Origin of the sequence: Pseudoalteromonas sp. CuT4-3, from assembly GCF_035666335.1 — a bacterium.
GTDB classification, from domain to species: Bacteria; Pseudomonadota; Gammaproteobacteria; order Enterobacterales; family Alteromonadaceae; genus Pseudoalteromonas; species Pseudoalteromonas atlantica.
In genome coordinates, this window is the sequence record NZ_CP142030.1 from 3,152,858 (window position 1) to 3,168,756 (window position 15,899).

At 41.5% G+C, this 15,899-nt stretch carries 14 protein-coding genes; 10 read left to right on the top strand and 4 right to left on the bottom strand.

Annotated features, from left to right (window positions below; genetic code table 11):
* Window positions 1-15 precede the first annotated feature (15 nt).
* The gene (locus VOI46_RS14605) at window positions 16-1,281 is read left to right on the top strand and encodes a S41 family peptidase (protein ID WP_004588619.1); all 1,266 of its coding nucleotides are present in this window, start codon (window positions 16-18) and stop codon (window positions 1,279-1,281) included.
* A 200-nt stretch (window positions 1,282-1,481) separates the two neighbouring features.
* Entirely contained in the window at window positions 1,482-2,243 is a 762-nt protein-coding gene (locus VOI46_RS14610) for a divergent polysaccharide deacetylase family protein (RefSeq protein ID WP_004588620.1), read from the top strand.
* A gap of 153 nt (window positions 2,244-2,396) precedes the next feature.
* On the opposite strand, the gene rpoH is transcribed toward VOI46_RS14610, so the two are convergent.
* From rpoH to ftsY, 4 genes are all read right to left on the bottom strand, one after another.
* Complete coding sequence (gene rpoH / locus VOI46_RS14615) at window positions 2,397-3,260, bottom strand: RNA polymerase sigma factor RpoH (protein WP_004588621.1); 864 nt, start codon at window positions 3,258-3,260, stop codon at window positions 2,397-2,399.
* A gap of 260 nt (window positions 3,261-3,520) precedes the next feature.
* Entirely contained in the window at window positions 3,521-4,507 is a 987-nt protein-coding gene (ftsX, locus tag VOI46_RS14620) for a permease-like cell division protein FtsX (RefSeq protein WP_004588622.1), read from the bottom strand.
* Complete coding sequence (ftsE, locus tag VOI46_RS14625) at window positions 4,504-5,181, bottom strand: cell division ATP-binding protein FtsE (protein ID WP_004588623.1); 678 nt, start codon at window positions 5,179-5,181, stop codon at window positions 4,504-4,506. The genes ftsX and ftsE overlap by 4 nt, the downstream gene beginning before the upstream one ends.
* Before the next feature lie 231 nt (window positions 5,182-5,412).
* A complete protein-coding gene (ftsY, locus tag VOI46_RS14630) occupies window positions 5,413-7,437 on the bottom strand; it encodes a signal recognition particle-docking protein FtsY (RefSeq protein WP_004588624.1) in 2,025 nt (674 codons plus the stop codon).
* A gap of 207 nt (window positions 7,438-7,644) precedes the next feature.
* Between ftsY and rsmD the strand changes: the two genes are divergently transcribed.
* From rsmD to fis, 8 genes are all read left to right on the top strand, one after another.
* Window positions 7,645-8,250: a 16S rRNA (guanine(966)-N(2))-methyltransferase RsmD gene (rsmD, locus tag VOI46_RS14635; RefSeq protein ID WP_004588625.1), complete on the top strand. Its 606-nt coding sequence runs from the start codon at window positions 7,645-7,647 to the stop codon at window positions 8,248-8,250.
* Between the two features lie 145 nt (window positions 8,251-8,395).
* Window positions 8,396-8,611, top strand: a complete 216-nt coding sequence (rpsU, locus tag VOI46_RS14640) for a 30S ribosomal protein S21 (protein ID WP_002957797.1) — start codon at window positions 8,396-8,398, stop codon at window positions 8,609-8,611.
* A gap of 20 nt (window positions 8,612-8,631) precedes the next feature.
* Entirely contained in the window at window positions 8,632-9,078 is a 447-nt protein-coding gene (locus tag VOI46_RS14645) for a GatB/YqeY domain-containing protein (protein ID WP_004588626.1), read from the top strand.
* A 372-nt stretch (window positions 9,079-9,450) separates the two neighbouring features.
* Window positions 9,451-11,202, top strand: a complete 1,752-nt coding sequence (gene dnaG, locus VOI46_RS14650; RefSeq protein ID WP_004588627.1) for a DNA primase — start codon at window positions 9,451-9,453, stop codon at window positions 11,200-11,202.
* 124 nt (window positions 11,203-11,326) lie between these two features.
* On the top strand, window positions 11,327-13,174 hold the full coding sequence (gene rpoD / locus VOI46_RS14655; protein WP_004588628.1) for an RNA polymerase sigma factor RpoD: 1,848 nt from the start codon (window positions 11,327-11,329) through the stop codon (window positions 13,172-13,174).
* Between the two features lie 66 nt (window positions 13,175-13,240).
* Window positions 13,241-14,122, top strand: a complete 882-nt coding sequence (gene prmA, locus VOI46_RS14660; protein WP_004588629.1) for a 50S ribosomal protein L11 methyltransferase — start codon at window positions 13,241-13,243, stop codon at window positions 14,120-14,122.
* Window positions 14,123-14,404: 282 nt separating this feature from the next.
* A complete protein-coding gene (gene dusB / locus VOI46_RS14665; RefSeq protein WP_004588630.1) occupies window positions 14,405-15,376 on the top strand; it encodes a tRNA dihydrouridine synthase DusB in 972 nt (323 codons plus the stop codon).
* A gap of 19 nt (window positions 15,377-15,395) precedes the next feature.
* A complete protein-coding gene (gene fis, locus VOI46_RS14670) occupies window positions 15,396-15,686 on the top strand; it encodes a DNA-binding transcriptional regulator Fis (protein WP_002957804.1) in 291 nt (96 codons plus the stop codon).
* The last annotated feature ends 213 nt before the right edge of the window (window positions 15,687-15,899 follow it).

Genomic DNA, 15,899 nt, shown 5'->3' on the forward strand with positions numbered 1-15,899 from the left:
CATTAGGAGCAGCTGATGACTCAAAAAATACCACAAACACGCTCATTTCCCTCTTCCCGTACGCACTATTCGTTTTTATTGTGCGCATTAACCTGTATTGCTATTTTTTGTTTTAGTAATTCATTACTTGCCAGCTCAGTTAAAGATCTTAAAAGTCAGCAAATTTCTGAAATACTCTTCAACATTAAAGCCTATTATGTTGATGACTTATCACTTTCAAAAGGTGCGCAGGGTGCCTTTAATAATCAGCAAGTAGAAATTTTACTCGACCAGCTAGACCCTTATTCTAAATACCTCAATGAAAATGACTTAGACGCTTTGTTTAACAATACAAATGGCCATTACACTGGCGTGGGCATTGAAGTGAAAGACATTGACAGTGATATTACTATTGTCGGCGTAGTTAAAAACTCCCCAGCCAAAAAGGCCGGTATTTTAGCGGGCGATATTATAGTTAGTGTTAATGATACAAACACGCAAACACGTAGCTTAGAGCAAGTAGCCGCGTTGATAAAAGATACCCGCTTTAACGCGGTTAAACTAACAATAAAACGCGCAGGGCAGCAGCAACCAATTAGCTTTGCGGTAAATCGCAAAGAAATAAACTTAGAAAGCGCCACTAGCCAATTACTCGACTCAGGCACTGGGTATTTAGCCATAAATAATTTTTCTAATCACACCTTACATGAAGTGGCGCTGCAGGTAGCTGCACTTAAAAATGACTATCGCACGCCCCTTAAAGGGTTAGTCATTGATTTACGTGACAACCCAGGTGGTACTTTACAAAGTGCAGTGGCGGTTGCGGATCTATTTTTACAAAGCGGCACTATAGTCACCACTAAAGGACGCTATTACGACGCTAATCAAGCCTACTACGCTAAACGAGGTGACATACTAAAAGGCTTGCCTATTGTGGTGCTTATTAATGAAAATTCGGCCTCTGCGGCTGAAATACTCGCCGCTGCTTTAAAAGATAATAAGCGTGCTACAGTGGTTGGTAATCAGTCTTATGGCAAAGGCTCGGTGCAATCTTTGATCCCACTTGGTGATGGTAATACAGCGCTAAAATTAACAACTGCTAAGTACTTTACACCTGCGGGCGTATCGATTGAAGGCGTAGGAGTTACCCCCGATGTAGCAATTGCGCAAGCAACCCTTCCACAATCAAATAAAGCCGTTATAATAAAAAATGAGCAGAACAAAAATGCACCACAATTTGAACATGAAATACTGGGCGACTTGCAGTTAGTAAAAGCTAAGCAATTACTTAGCATGCAATAGTAAATAATCTAAACTCTAGGTAAGCGATTTAATAACAGAATAAATATTAACACTATTAGATTCTGCTATTCTTTAGCTATAAATTTTAAGTAAATTCAAGGCAGTTAGCGCTAAAAATGGCTGCTGAGATAGCTTTATTACCGGGCGCTGAGATTAAAAAATACCCTTAATAAGTTAAAAAGATAATAAAAACTATAAACGTGAAAATAATAAAATGGCTGTTGTTGGCTATCTGCTTTGTATCTAGCACTGCTTGGGCAAAGCAAATAGCCATCGTAATTGATGATATTGGCTATCATCAGCGAGATTTAGAATTTCTTACCTTACCAGGGCAATTGTCGTATTCAATTTTGCCCCACACACCCTACTCTCAAATTTTTGCCACGCTTGCCAGCCAAGCAAATAAAGAGCTTTTATTGCATGTACCTATGCAAGCCTTAAACGGTAAAGCACTCGGCCCTGGCGGGCTCACCGTAAATATGGATAAAGAACAGCTACAAAAAACTTTAGGCACTGCATTGGCAAGCTTACCGCAAGTAAAAGGGGTTAATAACCATATGGGGTCGGCACTCACTCAACAAAGCCAAGCCATGAAGTGGACTATGGAAGTACTTAAAAAACGTAATTTATTCTTTTTAGATAGCCGTACTACCGACTTAAGCCAAGCGCAAAATGCGGCAAATTTTATCGGGGTTGAAAATATTGGCCGCCATGTGTTTTTAGACAATATAACCACGCATGAGCAACTGCAGCAAAGGCTGGATGAGCTAAAATATAAAGCGACTAAACATCACTTTGCCATAGCGATTGCCCACCCCTACCCAGAAACCATCGACTTTTTACGCCAAGCGCTACCTGAGCTCACCGAGCAAGGCTTTGAGTTAGTTCCGGTATCGCAACTAGTGCATAAAAAATACATACAATTAGCGCAGGCGCAAGGTAAAGGGATCAACGCTAGGTAGCTTTAGGCGGTATTTTAAATATATTTAAGCCATACAACTAAGCTAATAAAAGCAATATTAATAGCTAAAACGTTGATTAAAATACTTATAGCCACAAAGCAAAAGCCCCGCATATTAATGCAGGGCTTTTTAAGTTTTACTATTTTTGCGCTATTAGCTCATAGCACTTTGCAGCTTTTTCATCGCTGTTTTTTCTAGCTGGCGAACACGCTCAGCAGATACACTGTATTTTTCAGCAAGCTCTTGTAGTGTTGCTTTGTCATCAGACAACCAGCGTGCACTTACAATGTCTTGTGAGCGTTCGTCTAGCGTTTTAAGCGCGCTAAATAAACGAGTATGTGACTGCTCTTGCCATTGTTGCTGCTCAATATCGTCAGCTAAATCAGCTGAGCCGTCTGTTAAATATTGTACTGGTGAATATGTACTTGTTGGCGCGTCGTCGTTATCGTCGCCCGTTAAGTCAAAGCCCATGTCTTGGCCGCTCATGCGCGATTCCATTTCACGAACTTCTTTTTCACTCACACCTAGCTCATTCGCTACAGTGCTTACTTCAGCTTGGTTAAACCAACCTAAACGTTTTTTGTTTTTACGAAGATTAAAAAACAATTTACGTTGCGCTTTAGTGGTCGCAACTTTTACGATGCGCCAGTTTTTAAGCACAAACTCATGAATTTCTGCTTTAATCCAATGAACAGCGAAAGACACTAAACGTACACCCACACTTGGGTCGAAACGCTTAACCGCTTTCATCAGGCCTATATTGCCCTCTTGGATTAAGTCGGCTTGCGGTAAACCATAACCCGAGTAGCTTTTAGCAATATGTGCTACAAAGCGTAAATGCGACATAATGAGTTGCTTTGCAGCACTAAGATCGCCTTCTTCTTGAAGTCGTGTTGCTAGCTCTTTCTCTTGCTCAGCCTTAAGCATAGGAATTGTGCTAACCGCTTGAAGGTAGCCGTCCATGCTTGCGCTTTGTTGCCCAACTGTAAGTGCCATTGCGTATAAATCTTTACTCATTTTTCACCTCGGTGATAAACATTTGAAACCATCTTAGCACTCTTTATCTAAGAGTGCTAACCCCAATTTAAAACTTTTTTTAAGCGTAAATCAAGCGGTTTTTTAGTGTATGTTAAGTCTACTACATGCGACTGAATAAGTGATGAACTAAGGGATTGCAAGAGATTAGCGCAAGCGTAACAGCGCATTTACAACTAATCTCATTTGAGGATAATAATATACAAACATGACATTTTTGAGTCAGCCATTAGCAGCCGTACTCATACTTTATCAGGCTCAATTTCTTTAATATATCGGTTAACCGATAAGTAAGAACCAATAAAACCTAAGCTGGTTGCTAGTAATACTAATGCGCCAAACTCATTAAGCGTTAAACCAATTAACGAAAAGCTTGTTTGATACACGCCTGCAACGCTGCTTACTGCGCTAGTTAACCACCACATCATTAAGGCAATACAAATAAATGCAAACAAGCCCCCTATAACGCCATACCAAATGCCGGTCCACAAAAACGGAGCATGTATAAATGTATTGGTAGCACCTACTAACTTCATTACTTGTATTTCTTCTTTTTTATCCATAATAGATAAACGAATTGTATTACCAATAATAAGCGTGACAGAGGTAAGAAGTAATAAAGCAATTGTGATAACGCTTTCTTTTAATAAGTCTAATAATGCATTTAGACGCTCAAGCCAAGCAATATCAAGCTTACCAAAATCTACTTCGCGCTCGTTCTCAAGCTTTGTAAGCAGCGCTTTAGCCGCATTAGGCTGGCGATGCCGCTTAGTAGGTGTCACTAATACAACATCGGGTAGTGGGTTGCTATCTAGGTATTCTAAAGCTTGCCCAAACCCCGACACATCTTTAAATTCTGTTAGTGCTTGCTGCTTAGAAATAAATTCAACACTTTCTACCTCGGCGTAAAGTGCTAAACGCTTTACTAAGGTTTGTGTTTCTTGCTCGCTCATACTTTCTTTTACAAAAAGCGATATTTCACTGGCCTCTTCAAACCCGCTACTGACTTGCTGTACATTTTTTACGACTAAATACAGCGTTGCAGGCAATGTTAAACTTAGCCCAAGTACAGCAATTGTCATTAATGATGCAAGTGGCGTACGCCACATTTCACCTAAACTGTGCACCCCTTGGCGAAAAATATTAATAATAAAAAAATAACCGCCAGCTATGGCTGATTTTTTTTGTTTGTCGTTTGAGTTTTGGCGTCCTTTAAATAACAAGCTCACAGCGTGCCCTCCGCAAGTGGGTCTTCAAGCATACGGCCATCTTTTAAAGTCAGGCTACGGTATTTTAAACGCGACACCAGACCAAGGTCGTGTGTTGCTATAAGTACTGTCGTACCATGTTTATTAAAATCTTCAAATAGCCTTAATATTTCCATAGAGAGCTCGGGGTCAAGGTTACCCGTTGGTTCATCAGCTAATAAAATAGGCGGAGAATTTACAATCGCTCTGGCAATACCTACGCGTTGCTGCTCACCACCAGAGAGTGTAGAAGGATGGCATTTAACTTTATCTAACAGCCCTACTTTATCTAGCGCACCATGAACTCGTTTAGCGATTTGTTTATGATGAGTGCCTTCAATAATCAACGGCAGTGCAACGTTATCAAACACAGTGTAACGCTCTAACAATCGATGATTTTGAAAAATAATACCAATATCGCGGCGCGCATAAGGAATTTGCCGAGAATTAACTTTATTTAAATCAACACCATTAATTAGCACGTTGCCTGCAGAGGGGCGCTCCATTAAGCTAATGAGCTTTAATAAGGTACTTTTACCCGCACCACTGTGGCCTGTTAAAAAAGCCAGTTCGCCAGGCTTAATATGAAATGTAACTTTTTCGAGAGCGCGATGCCCACCCGGATAGGTTTTACTTACTTGCTGAAAATTTATCATTTTTTATTATGCCAGTCCCAAATTAGTAAAATGGAATTCCTTAGCTAGGGCCTGTTGACCTTTCAGGATTGAAATTTGCTCTACCTAGAGGCTATTTAATCGCGGCGCAAGGTTTATAGCCCAGAGGACTAAGTAAAACCTAGCAATAAAAAGAAATAGCCCAAAGGGCAGCGCATGTTTAATCTCAAAAGATAAACAGACCAAAAAAGGGAGCAAGCTCCCTTTTATGTATTAAGCGTCATCCTCATCTTGGCTAAATAAAGCGTCAATAAAGTCATCGCTTTTAAATGCGCGTAAATCATCAATACCTTCGCCAACACCAATGTAACGAATAGGAATATTAAACTTATCTGCAACCGCAAATATAACCCCACCTTTAGCAGTACCATCAAGTTTTGAGAGGGTAATACCGGTTAAACCAACACATTGATTAAATAAGTTTACTTGGCTAATTGCATTTTGACCTGTACCCGCATCAATGGTTAGCATAACTTCATGCGGTGCATCGGGGTCAATTTTCTTCATTACGCGGGCTATTTTTTCAAGCTCTTGCATTAAGTTGTCTTTATTTTGCAAGCGCCCTGCTGTATCGGCAATTAATACATCTACATTACGCGCTTTAGCGGCTTGAAATGCATCAAACACCACCGAGGCACTATCTGCACCAGTGTGCTGGGCAATAACAGGAATGCTGTTACGCTCGCCCCACACTTGCAGCTGCTCTACGGCTGCTGCACGAAAGGTATCACCTGCGGCCAACATAACCGACTTACCTTCATTTTGAAATTGCTTAGCTAACTTACCAATGGTTGTCGTTTTACCTACGCCGTTTACACCGACCATTAATATAACAAATGGTTTTTTATCAGCACGTATCTCAAGCGGTTGCTCAGCTGTTTTAAGCATTGCGGCCATTTCTTGCTTCATTAAGTCATAAAGCGCATCGCCATCTTTAAGCTGCTTGCGATCTGCGGCATCAGTAAGGCTATCAATCAGCTTCATGGTGGTATCAACACCTAAATCGGCGGTAAGAAGCTGTGTTTCTAAATCTTCAAATAAATCATCGTCTATTTTTTTACCACTAAAAATAGATGCAAAGCCAGAGCCTATATTTACACGGGTTTTTAATAACCCTTTTTTAAGACGTGAAAAAAAGCCTTCTTTTTTAGGCTTTTCGGCAAGTTTAGCTTCTTCTTTTGCAAGCTCTGCCGTAATGCGCTCTTGCTCTAAACGATCAGCTTCGGCCTCTGCTGCAATACGTTCTTGCTCTGCACGTTCAGCTTCTGCCTGTTCTTGTGCAATACGCTCTTGTTCTAAGCGTTCAGCCTCTGCTTGCTCTGCTGCAATACGCTGTTGCTCTAAACGCTCAGCTTCTGCTTGCTCGGCGGCAATTCGCTGTTGCTCTAAACGCTCGGCCTCTGCTTGCTCTGCTGCAATACGCTCTTGCTCTACACGTTCAGCTTCTGCTTGCTCTGCGGCAATTCGTTGTTGCTCTAAACGCTCAGCTTCTGCTTCTGCAGCAATACGCTCTTGCTCTGCACGTTCAACTTCTGCTTGCTCTGCGGCAATACGCTCTTGCTCTAAACGTTCAGCTTCTGCTTGCTCTGCGGCAATACGCTCTTGTTCTAAGCGATCAGCTTCTGCTTTTTCTGCAGCAATACGTTCTTGCTCTGCACGTTCAGCTTCTGCCTGTTCTTGTGCAATACGCTCTTGTTCTAAACGCTCAGCTTCAGCTTTTTCTGCTGCAACACGCTCTTGCTCTAAACGCATTTGCGCTTCTTGCTCTGCTAAACGAGCGGCTTGTGCTTGTTGTTGTACCTGTGCTTCAGCTTGCTCTTTCGCAAGCAACTCAGCGTTGGCTTTTTCAATTGCTAATTTTTCATCTTGCTCAGCTTGCTCGCGCTCTGTGTCTAAACGTTGTTGCTCAGCTCGCTGTGCAGCCATGCGCTCTTGCTCTAAACGCATTTGCGCTTCTTGCTCAGCTAAACGTGCAGCTTGTGCTTGTTGTTGCGCCTGTGCTTCGGCTTGCTCTTTTGCAAGCAACTCTGCATTAGCCTTTTCAATTGCTAAACGCTCTGCTTGTGCTTTTTCAGCAGCAATACGCGCTTGTTCTTCACGCTCTGCTTCGGCCTTTTCTGCCGCTAAGCGCTCAGCTTCTTGTTGCTGAGCTAATGCCTGTTGTTTATCAGCTTCTGCTTGTTTTTTATCTGACTTACCAAAACCGAGCCAAGACATGAATTTACTTTTTTTTGCCATACTTGCTAATAACCACTTATAAAAATCTGATAAACTAAAATTTGAAATAGCTTGGTGTGGCTCAGCAAAGCGTGCCGGCCAAACAACCGTTCAAAACGTAAGTGCTAAATAGTAACACTTTTAATGCGGTTGAAAAATGAAGCTAAACGTAAACTACGCACAATATTATCTGAGCTAGATCCCTTATACCATTTTTTAGTGACCTAAATGAGAAAAAAAACAACGAAAAATAAAGCAATTAGCAAATCTACTGACGGCTTTATTAGAGTAATCAGCGGGCAATTTCGTGGCCGTAAACTGCCGGTAAAAAATGTAGAAGGGCTACGCCCAACAACAGACCGCATTAAAGAAACCGTGTTTAATTGGTTAATGCAAGATACGCGCGATGCAACAGTACTCGATTGCTTTGCAGGCTCTGGCGGGCTTGGCTTTGAAGCGCTTTCTCGGTTTGCTAAAAGCACCACGTTTATCGAACTAGATGCCTCGGCTGCTAAGCAAATTGAGCAAAATATTAGTACCTTAAAGCTTGAAAATGCACAGGTAAAACACACTAATTCACTCTCATATTTAGAGCAAAAGAATACAAATTCACCATTTAATTTAGTTTTTGTTGACCCACCATTTCGTAAAAACTTAGCGCAGAGTAGCTGTGATTTATTAGAAAATAACCAATGGCTTAGCGAAGACGCGCTCATTTATGTTGAGGTAGAAACCGAACTAAGCAGCTTTTCACAACCAGATAACTGGCTGTTAATTAAAGAAAAAAAAGCAGGGCAAGTATTCTGCAGGCTATACCAACGCCAGCCAAATTAACACTATTTAAGCCGCTGCATTTCTGTTAATATTATCCTTTACATGTGGTGTTGCTTCGGATTACAATACCGCACCATTTTTGAACCACTTGATCAATGTTTGATCAACTTGAGCAACGCTCATAATTTAGGTAGGTGAATTTTTAATGCCAGTAATTAAAGTAAGAGAGAACGAACCGTTTGACGTAGCACTTCGTCGCTTCAAGCGTTCATGTGAAAAAGCAGGTATCCTTTCAGAAGTTCGTCGTCGCGAGCACTATGAAAAGCCAACAGCTGAGCGTAAGCGTAAAAAAGCTGCAGCGGTTAAGCGTCACATGAAGAAGCTTTCTCGCGATAACGCACGTCGCGTTAAATTATACTAATAGTATTAGGTCTTGTATAAATGAGCCTTTTAATAACGCTAAAAGATGCGCAAAAAGATGCGATGAGAGCGAAAGACAAACAACGTCTTAACCCTATTCGCATGGTGCTTGCCGCAATCAAGCAACGTGAGATTGACGAGCAAATAACACTAGACGACGCAGGTATTACCTCCGTTATAGTGAAGCTTGTTAAACAACGTCGTGATTCTTACACTCAGTACAAAGATGCTGGGCGTGAAGATTTAGCCGAAATTGAAGCCAATGAGATCGCAGCACTAGAAACTTTTTTACCTCAACAATTGAGTGAAGAAGAAATAGTTGCCCTTATTGATGCGGCTATTGCTGATACTAATGCAGCAGGTATGCAAGACATGGGTAAAGTAATGGGCATAATCAAAAGCAAAGCCGAAGGACGTGCCGATATGGGCAAGCTTTCTGGTTTAATTAAGCAACGATTAACAGCCTAATACTCCCACATACACAAAGTATGATTAAAGCAAACCGAGCCTAGTGCTCGGTTTCTTCGTTTAAGTAGACAAACAAAACGCTTTTAAGTAATGCTCGTGCATGTAATTAAGTGATTTATTGTGTAGCTACAAAAGCACATCGAAGGCTAGGTAAAATGGGTTATTTAGGGCTATCACTTACTGCGCCTGCACTGCTCTACCTTCAATATCCTAGCTTTGCACGCTGTTAGCGTCAGGTTTAGCACCTAAAAATGATTAAGTATTATTGCCCATGGATATAATGTAGCTTTTTAGCTTACCGATACCCCTTTTATAAATGCGCGCATTGTGTTGAAATTACACCTCACCAATTGTTAGGACTACTTACAAAACATGGCTGGAAAGATCCCACGAAATTTTATTGACGATTTACTCGCCAGAACAGATATTGTAGAGCTAATAGACTCTAAAGTTGGTCTTAAAAAAGCAGGCAAAGACTACCAAGCTTGCTGCCCTTTCCATAACGAAAAATCCCCCTCGTTTACTGTTTCTCAAGATAAACAGTTTTACCACTGCTTTGGCTGTGGTGCTAATGGCAACGCTATTTCGTTTGTTATGGAATACGACAAGCTTGAATTTGTTGATGCCATAGAAGAGCTCGCAAGCCTTTTAAATTTAGACGTACCTCGCGAGAAAGGCACTAGCTCAGCACCTGAGCGCACGGCAGCGCAAAAGCGCTCAGATTACGATTTAATGTTACACACAGCACGCTTTTACCAGCATCAATTAAAGCACCACAGTAACTCTGCTGCGGTGATTGACTATGTAAAAGGGCGTGGTTTAAGTGGCGAAACCGTTAAAAAGTTTATGATTGGTTATGCGCCGAGCGAATGGGAAGCGCTGTGCCAACAACTTGGCAGAACAAAAGAGCAAAAAGAACAGCTGGTCGAGCTTAAGCTCGCCTCAGAAAAAACACCAGGTAGGCAGTTTGATTTTTTCCGCGATCGGTTAATGTTCCCTATTCGTGATAAACGTGGCCGTGTTATTGCCTTTGGCGGGCGTGTAATGCAAGCCGACCAAGGGCCAAAATACCTCAACTCACCAGAGACGCGCATTTTTCATAAAGGCTTTGAGCTATATGGCCTTTATGAGGCAAAACAAGCACATAAAAAGCTTGAACATGTACTTATTGTAGAAGGTTACATGGATGTAGTTGCACTTGCAGAGCAAGGTATTGAATATGCCGTAGCTGCGCTTGGTACCGCAACAACAAGCGAGCATATGCATACGCTATTTAGAACCACCGACAAAGTTATTTGTTGTTACGATGGCGACAGAGCTGGCCGCGACGCGGCATGGCGAGCACTAGAAAATGCCCTGCCCTACTTAAACGATGGCAAAGCATTACACTTTGTATTTTTACCTGACGGCGAAGACCCTGATTCACTGGTTCAGCAAGAAGGTAAAACACAGTTTGAGCAACGCTTAAGCCAAGCAGATGATTTTACCAAAGTGTTATTTAATAAGCTTAGCCAAGAAGTAGACCTAACACTCGACTCAGGCAAAGCTAAGCTGTTGAGTGCAGCTTTGCCGTTAATTGAAAAAATTCCGAGTGAATTTTACCAAGAAAATATTTTAGAGCAGTTAGGACGATTAATTGGCCGTACGCGTGAGCAACTAAATAGCCGCTTAAAAACACCAAAGCAACAACACGCTGTTGAACGAAAATTTAAAATTACCCCAATGCGCCAAGCTATTGGTATTTTAATTCAGCACCCACAGTTAGCTAAAAGTGTGCCCCATTTGCCAGAATTGGCGCAAATGAACATAGCGGGTATTGGTTTGCTACTGCGCTTACAAGAGCGCGCACTGCAAAAAGACAATGCTAACACAGCGGTTTTACTCGAGTCATTTAGAGATTCCGAAGATTACGAACCGCTAGTAAAGCTTGCCACATGGCAGCACCAAATTAGTGATGAGCGTTTAGAGACTGTTTTTCAAAATACTTTTAAATTTATTGAAGATCAGTGTTTAAATTATCGACTAGAGACCCTATTAATAAAGGACAAGACACAGGGCTTATCAAGTGATGAAAAACTAGAATGTCATTTACTTATGACAGCGCTAAAAGCGAGTAACAGCTAGTCAGACTTGATTTAAACTGTTATACTGTGCTATTCACTGCGTCACATTATTAAAGTTAGTTAAAAGGCTAACTCTATGATGACGCCTGTTGTATCAACTTATCAGAGTGGAAGAAACAATCTCTATGGATCCAACTCCTCAGTCACAATTAAAACTTCTGATTCAAAAAGGTAAAGAGCAAGGCTACTTAACTTTTGCTGAAGTAAATGATCACCTTCCACAAGACATAATCGACTCAGATCAAGTAGAAGATATCATTAGCATGATTAATGACATGGGTATCAAGGTTAGCGAAAACGCGCCTGATGCTGATGAATTAATGATGCAAGAAACCACGACAGACGAAGACGCAGCAGAAGCTGCTGCTGCAGCCCTTGCAACTGTAGAAAAAGAAATTGGCCGTACAACTGACCCAGTGCGCATGTATATGCGTGAAATGGGAACTGTTGAACTTCTTACACGTGAAGGCGAAATTGTAATCGCTAAGCGTATTGAAGAAGGTATCAACCAGGTACAAATTTCTGTTGCCGAATACCCTGAAGCGATTACTTACCTACTTGAACAGTGGGATAAGTTTGAAGCAGAAGAAATGCGCTTAAGCGACATTATTTCAGGCTTTTTCGACCCTAACGAAGACGAAGCGCAAATCTCAGCAACTCACATTGGCTCTGAATTAAGTGAAGAACAACTTGATGAAGACGATAATGAAGATGACAAAGACAGCGATGACGATGAAGACGAAGAAGAAGTAGATACAGGCCCAGATCCAGAAGAAGCCCGTATTCACTTTGAAAACTTACGTGATTTATACGTTAAAGCTCGCGCTACCTTTGATGAAAAAGGGCGTTCGCACCCAGATTCTCAAGCCGCTATTTTTGAAATTGGCGAGCTTTTCAGAACCTTTAAATTAGTACCAAAACAGTTTGATCGCATGGTTAACAACATGCGTGAAATGATGGATAGAGTGCGTATTCAAGAACGCCTTATCATGAAACAAGCGGTACAAATTGCTAAGCTACCTAAGAAAACGTTTATTAAGCACTTTGCTAATAACGAAACTGACTCAGCGTGGCTTGACCTAGAAATAAATGCTAACGAAAAACATTCAGCTAAACTTGAAGAAGTGAAGCCTGAAATTATTCGTTGCATCCAAAAGCTATGTGTAATTGAAGAAAGCACAGGCTTAAGCATTGAGCGTATTAAAGACATTAACCGTCGTATGAGCATTGGTGAAGCAAAAGCGCGCCGTGCGAAAAAAGAAATGGTTGAAGCTAACTTACGTCTTGTAATCTCAATTGCTAAAAAATACACAAACCGTGGTTTACAGTTCTTAGATTTAATCCAAGAAGGTAACATTGGCTTGATGAAAGCGGTAGATAAGTTTGAATACCGCCGTGGTTATAAGTTCTCGACTTATGCTACGTGGTGGATTCGCCAAGCGATTACCCGCTCAATTGCTGACCAAGCAAGAACAATCCGTATTCCAGTACATATGATAGAAACGATTAATAAACTTAACCGTATCTCTCGTCAAATGTTACAAGAAATGGGTCGTGAGCCAAATCCTGAAGAATTAGCAGAACGCATGATGATGCCTGAGGATAAAATCCGTAAGGTACTTAAAATTGCCAAAGAGCCAATTTCGATGGAAACACCAATCGGTGATGATGAAGATTCGCACCTAGGTGACTTTATCGAAGATACCACTATTGATTCGCCAATCGACTCGGCAACAATGGAATCTCTTCGTGGCGCAACAAACGACGTGCTAGCAGGCCTTACAGCCCGTGAAGCTAAAGTACTTCGTATGCGCTTTGGTATTGATATGAATACCGACCACACCTTAGAAGAAGTAGGTAAACAGTTTGACGTAACACGTGAGCGTATTCGTCAGATAGAAGCGAAAGCACTGCGTAAATTACGCCACCCTTCTCGCTCTGATTTACTAAAAAGCTTTTTAGACGCTAAATAATTTAGCGCTTCATATAAACTAAAAAGGCCGCTGTAGCGGCCTTTTTTCTATTTAAAGGAAACAACCATGGCTTGGATCCAAATCCGTATCAATGCCAATGCTGCTACCGCAGATGCAGTGAGTGACTTATTAATGGAAGCAGGCAGCGCCTCTGTTACTTTTATTGACGCTAAAGACACGCCTATTTATGAGCCTAAAATTGGCACCGTTGAGTTTTGGGCCGATACCACTGTAATTGGTCTATTTGAAGCCAATCATGATATGAACGCGGTAATTGCTTTACTTAAGCGTCATGATGAAATTAAAGACACACTGGTATACAAAATTGAGCAACTAGAAGATAAAGACTGGGAACGTGAGTGGATGGATAACTTTCACCCAATCCAGTTCGGCGAAAAACTGTGGATCTGCCCAAGCTGGCGCGACATTCCAGACCCAGATGCAGTCAATGTATTGCTCGACCCAGGCCTTGCGTTTGGTACGGGTACGCATGCAACAACAGCACTGTGCCTTAAATGGTTAGAAAGCCAAGATTTAACCGGCAAAACGGTAGTTGATTTTGGTTGTGGCTCGGGCATTTTAGGCATTGCAGCCATTAAACTTGGCGCAGAGCGCATGATAGGTATTGATATTGACCCGCAAGCACTTGAAGCAAGCTTAGATAACGCACAGCGTAATGGCGTAGCCGATAAGCTTGAGGTATACCTGCCAGAAAACCAACCTGAGTTTAGTGCTGATATTGTAGTCGCTAATATTTTAGCGCAGCCGCTGCGTGAGCTTCACAGTGTAATTTTGGGATTACTTAAACCGGGTGGCAAAATTGCTATGTCGGGCATATTAGAAGAACAAGCCCAATCGGTTGCCGATATTTACGCACCCTTTATTGAGCTTGACGATATTGCACTAGAGGGTGATTGGACCCGTGTAAGCGGTACAAAAAATAGCTAACCGCATACATTTATAAATTTAGAGTTTTAACTCAAAACTTGCATGTAAAGCCTGTATTTAACAGGCTTTACTATTTTTTTACAGTTAGAAAATTAGCACGCATAATTTCACAAAATTATTTTTTGTTTAAATTTCAAACAAATCGACCCACTTGTCATGCGGTTATCAAAAGTCAATACGAAAAGGGCAAAAAAAAGTCACTTTTGTTCAATTTATAGCCTTTGATTTTTCCTAAAAAAACCGTAAACTTAGCGCCCCTTGAAAAGAGGCCTATTGAATACAGTGCGTATCGGTTCATACCAACTTGAGAATAATGTAATAGTCGCGCCAATGGCAGGTATTACAGACAGACCATTTAGACAGCTTTGCCGCCGCTTAGGCGCAGGCTTGGCCGTGTCTGAAATGTTATCGTCAAACCCGAAGGTTTGGAAAACTGAAAAATCGATGAACCGTATGGATCACAGCGGTGAGTCGGGTATACGCGCGGTGCAAATTGCAGGAGCTGATCCTGAGCTTATGGCGCAGGCCGCACAATTCAATGTTGCTAACGGTGCACAGATCATAGATATCAATATGGGGTGCCCAGCAAAAAAAGTGAACAAGAAACTCGCAGGCTCTGCATTATTACAGTTTCCTGAACTTGTGGAAGAGATAGTTGATGCAGTGGTTAACGCTGTTGATATCCCGGTCACACTTAAAATCCGCACAGGATGGGATCAGGACAACCGTAATGGTGTAGAGATTGCGAGAATAGCTGAGCGTTATGGCATTGCGTCACTTGCCGTACATGGGCGTACACGCGCATGTATGTACAAAGGTGAAGCAGAATATGCCACGATTAGGGATATAAAACGCTCAGTGTCGATACCTGTGGTTGCTAATGGTGATATTACATCTCCAGAAAAAGCAAAGCAGGTTTTGGACTATACGGGTGCAGATGCCATCATGATTGGCCGAGCCGCCCAAGGTCGCCCTTGGATATTTAGGGAGATAGACCACTATTTGCGAACTGGAGAACACTTACCACCACCTGCTATTTCAGAGGTGCGAAGTATTTTAATGGAGCATTTAGATAACCTCCATGCGTTTTACGGCGAGCCAATGGGAGCGCGAATCGCTCGAAAACATGTATCTTGGTATTTGCAAACCCATGACAGTGACGGTCAGTTTAGGCGAGTATTTAATGCGCTCGACAACCCACAAGCACAGGTTGACGCATTAACGCAATACTTTAAAACACTAGCAGCTAACTAAGAAAGAAAGAGATTAAATAATGTTCGAACAAAACGTGACTTCTCCATTTATCACAAACCCTCATGTTCAGTCACACGAGAAACCGCAGCCATTGCGTGATGCAGTAAAAAAAGCTGTTCACCACTATTTAAAGCAGCTTAACGGTCAAGATGTGCAAGACGTTTACGACCTTGTTCTTTCAGAGCTAGAAGCGCCATTACTTGAAGAAGTAATGACATACACACGTGGTAACCAAACTCGTGCGGCAATTTTACTAGGTATCAACCGTGGTACTTTACGTAAAAAGCTTAAAAAATACGGCATGAACTAATACCAATTATATTGAAAGCGTAAGCATGCTAACGAGCTAAACAAGCCCATAACGGCGTTAAAAATTTCTTATGTAGAATAACTACACTGTGAAATTTTTGCCTTGTTATAGAGTTGTTTTTCTATCGCTATAACTGCTTACTAATCCAATACAATTGGTATCATGCAAAAAAAGCACCTTAGGGTGCTTTTTTTATGCACACAATTTAGTATA

What these genes read in the sequence shown, in the direction of transcription:
- dnaG (WP_004588627.1), top strand. Translation starts at nt 9,451, where the DNA reads ATGGCTGGAAAGATCCCACGAAATTTTATTGACGATTTACTCGCCAGA.
- VOI46_RS14605 (WP_004588619.1), top strand. Translation starts at nt 16, where the DNA reads ATGACTCAAAAAATACCACAAACACGCTCATTTCCCTCTTCCCGTACG.
- rsmD (WP_004588625.1), top strand. Translation starts at nt 7,645, where the DNA reads ATGAGAAAAAAAACAACGAAAAATAAAGCAATTAGCAAATCTACTGAC.
- rpoD (WP_004588628.1), top strand. Translation starts at nt 11,327, where the DNA reads ATGGATCCAACTCCTCAGTCACAATTAAAACTTCTGATTCAAAAAGGT.
- rpsU (WP_002957797.1), top strand. Translation starts at nt 8,396, where the DNA reads ATGCCAGTAATTAAAGTAAGAGAGAACGAACCGTTTGACGTAGCACTT.
- fis (WP_002957804.1), top strand. Translation starts at nt 15,396, where the DNA reads ATGTTCGAACAAAACGTGACTTCTCCATTTATCACAAACCCTCATGTT.
- ftsE (WP_004588623.1), bottom strand. Translation starts at nt 5,181, where the DNA reads ATGATAAATTTTCAGCAAGTAAGTAAAACCTATCCGGGTGGGCATCGC.
- prmA (WP_004588629.1), top strand. Translation starts at nt 13,241, where the DNA reads ATGGCTTGGATCCAAATCCGTATCAATGCCAATGCTGCTACCGCAGAT.
- VOI46_RS14645 (WP_004588626.1), top strand. Translation starts at nt 8,632, where the DNA reads ATGAGCCTTTTAATAACGCTAAAAGATGCGCAAAAAGATGCGATGAGA.
- rpoH (WP_004588621.1), bottom strand. Translation starts at nt 3,260, where the DNA reads ATGAGTAAAGATTTATACGCAATGGCACTTACAGTTGGGCAACAAAGC.
- ftsY (WP_004588624.1), bottom strand. Translation starts at nt 7,437, where the DNA reads ATGGCAAAAAAAAGTAAATTCATGTCTTGGCTCGGTTTTGGTAAGTCA.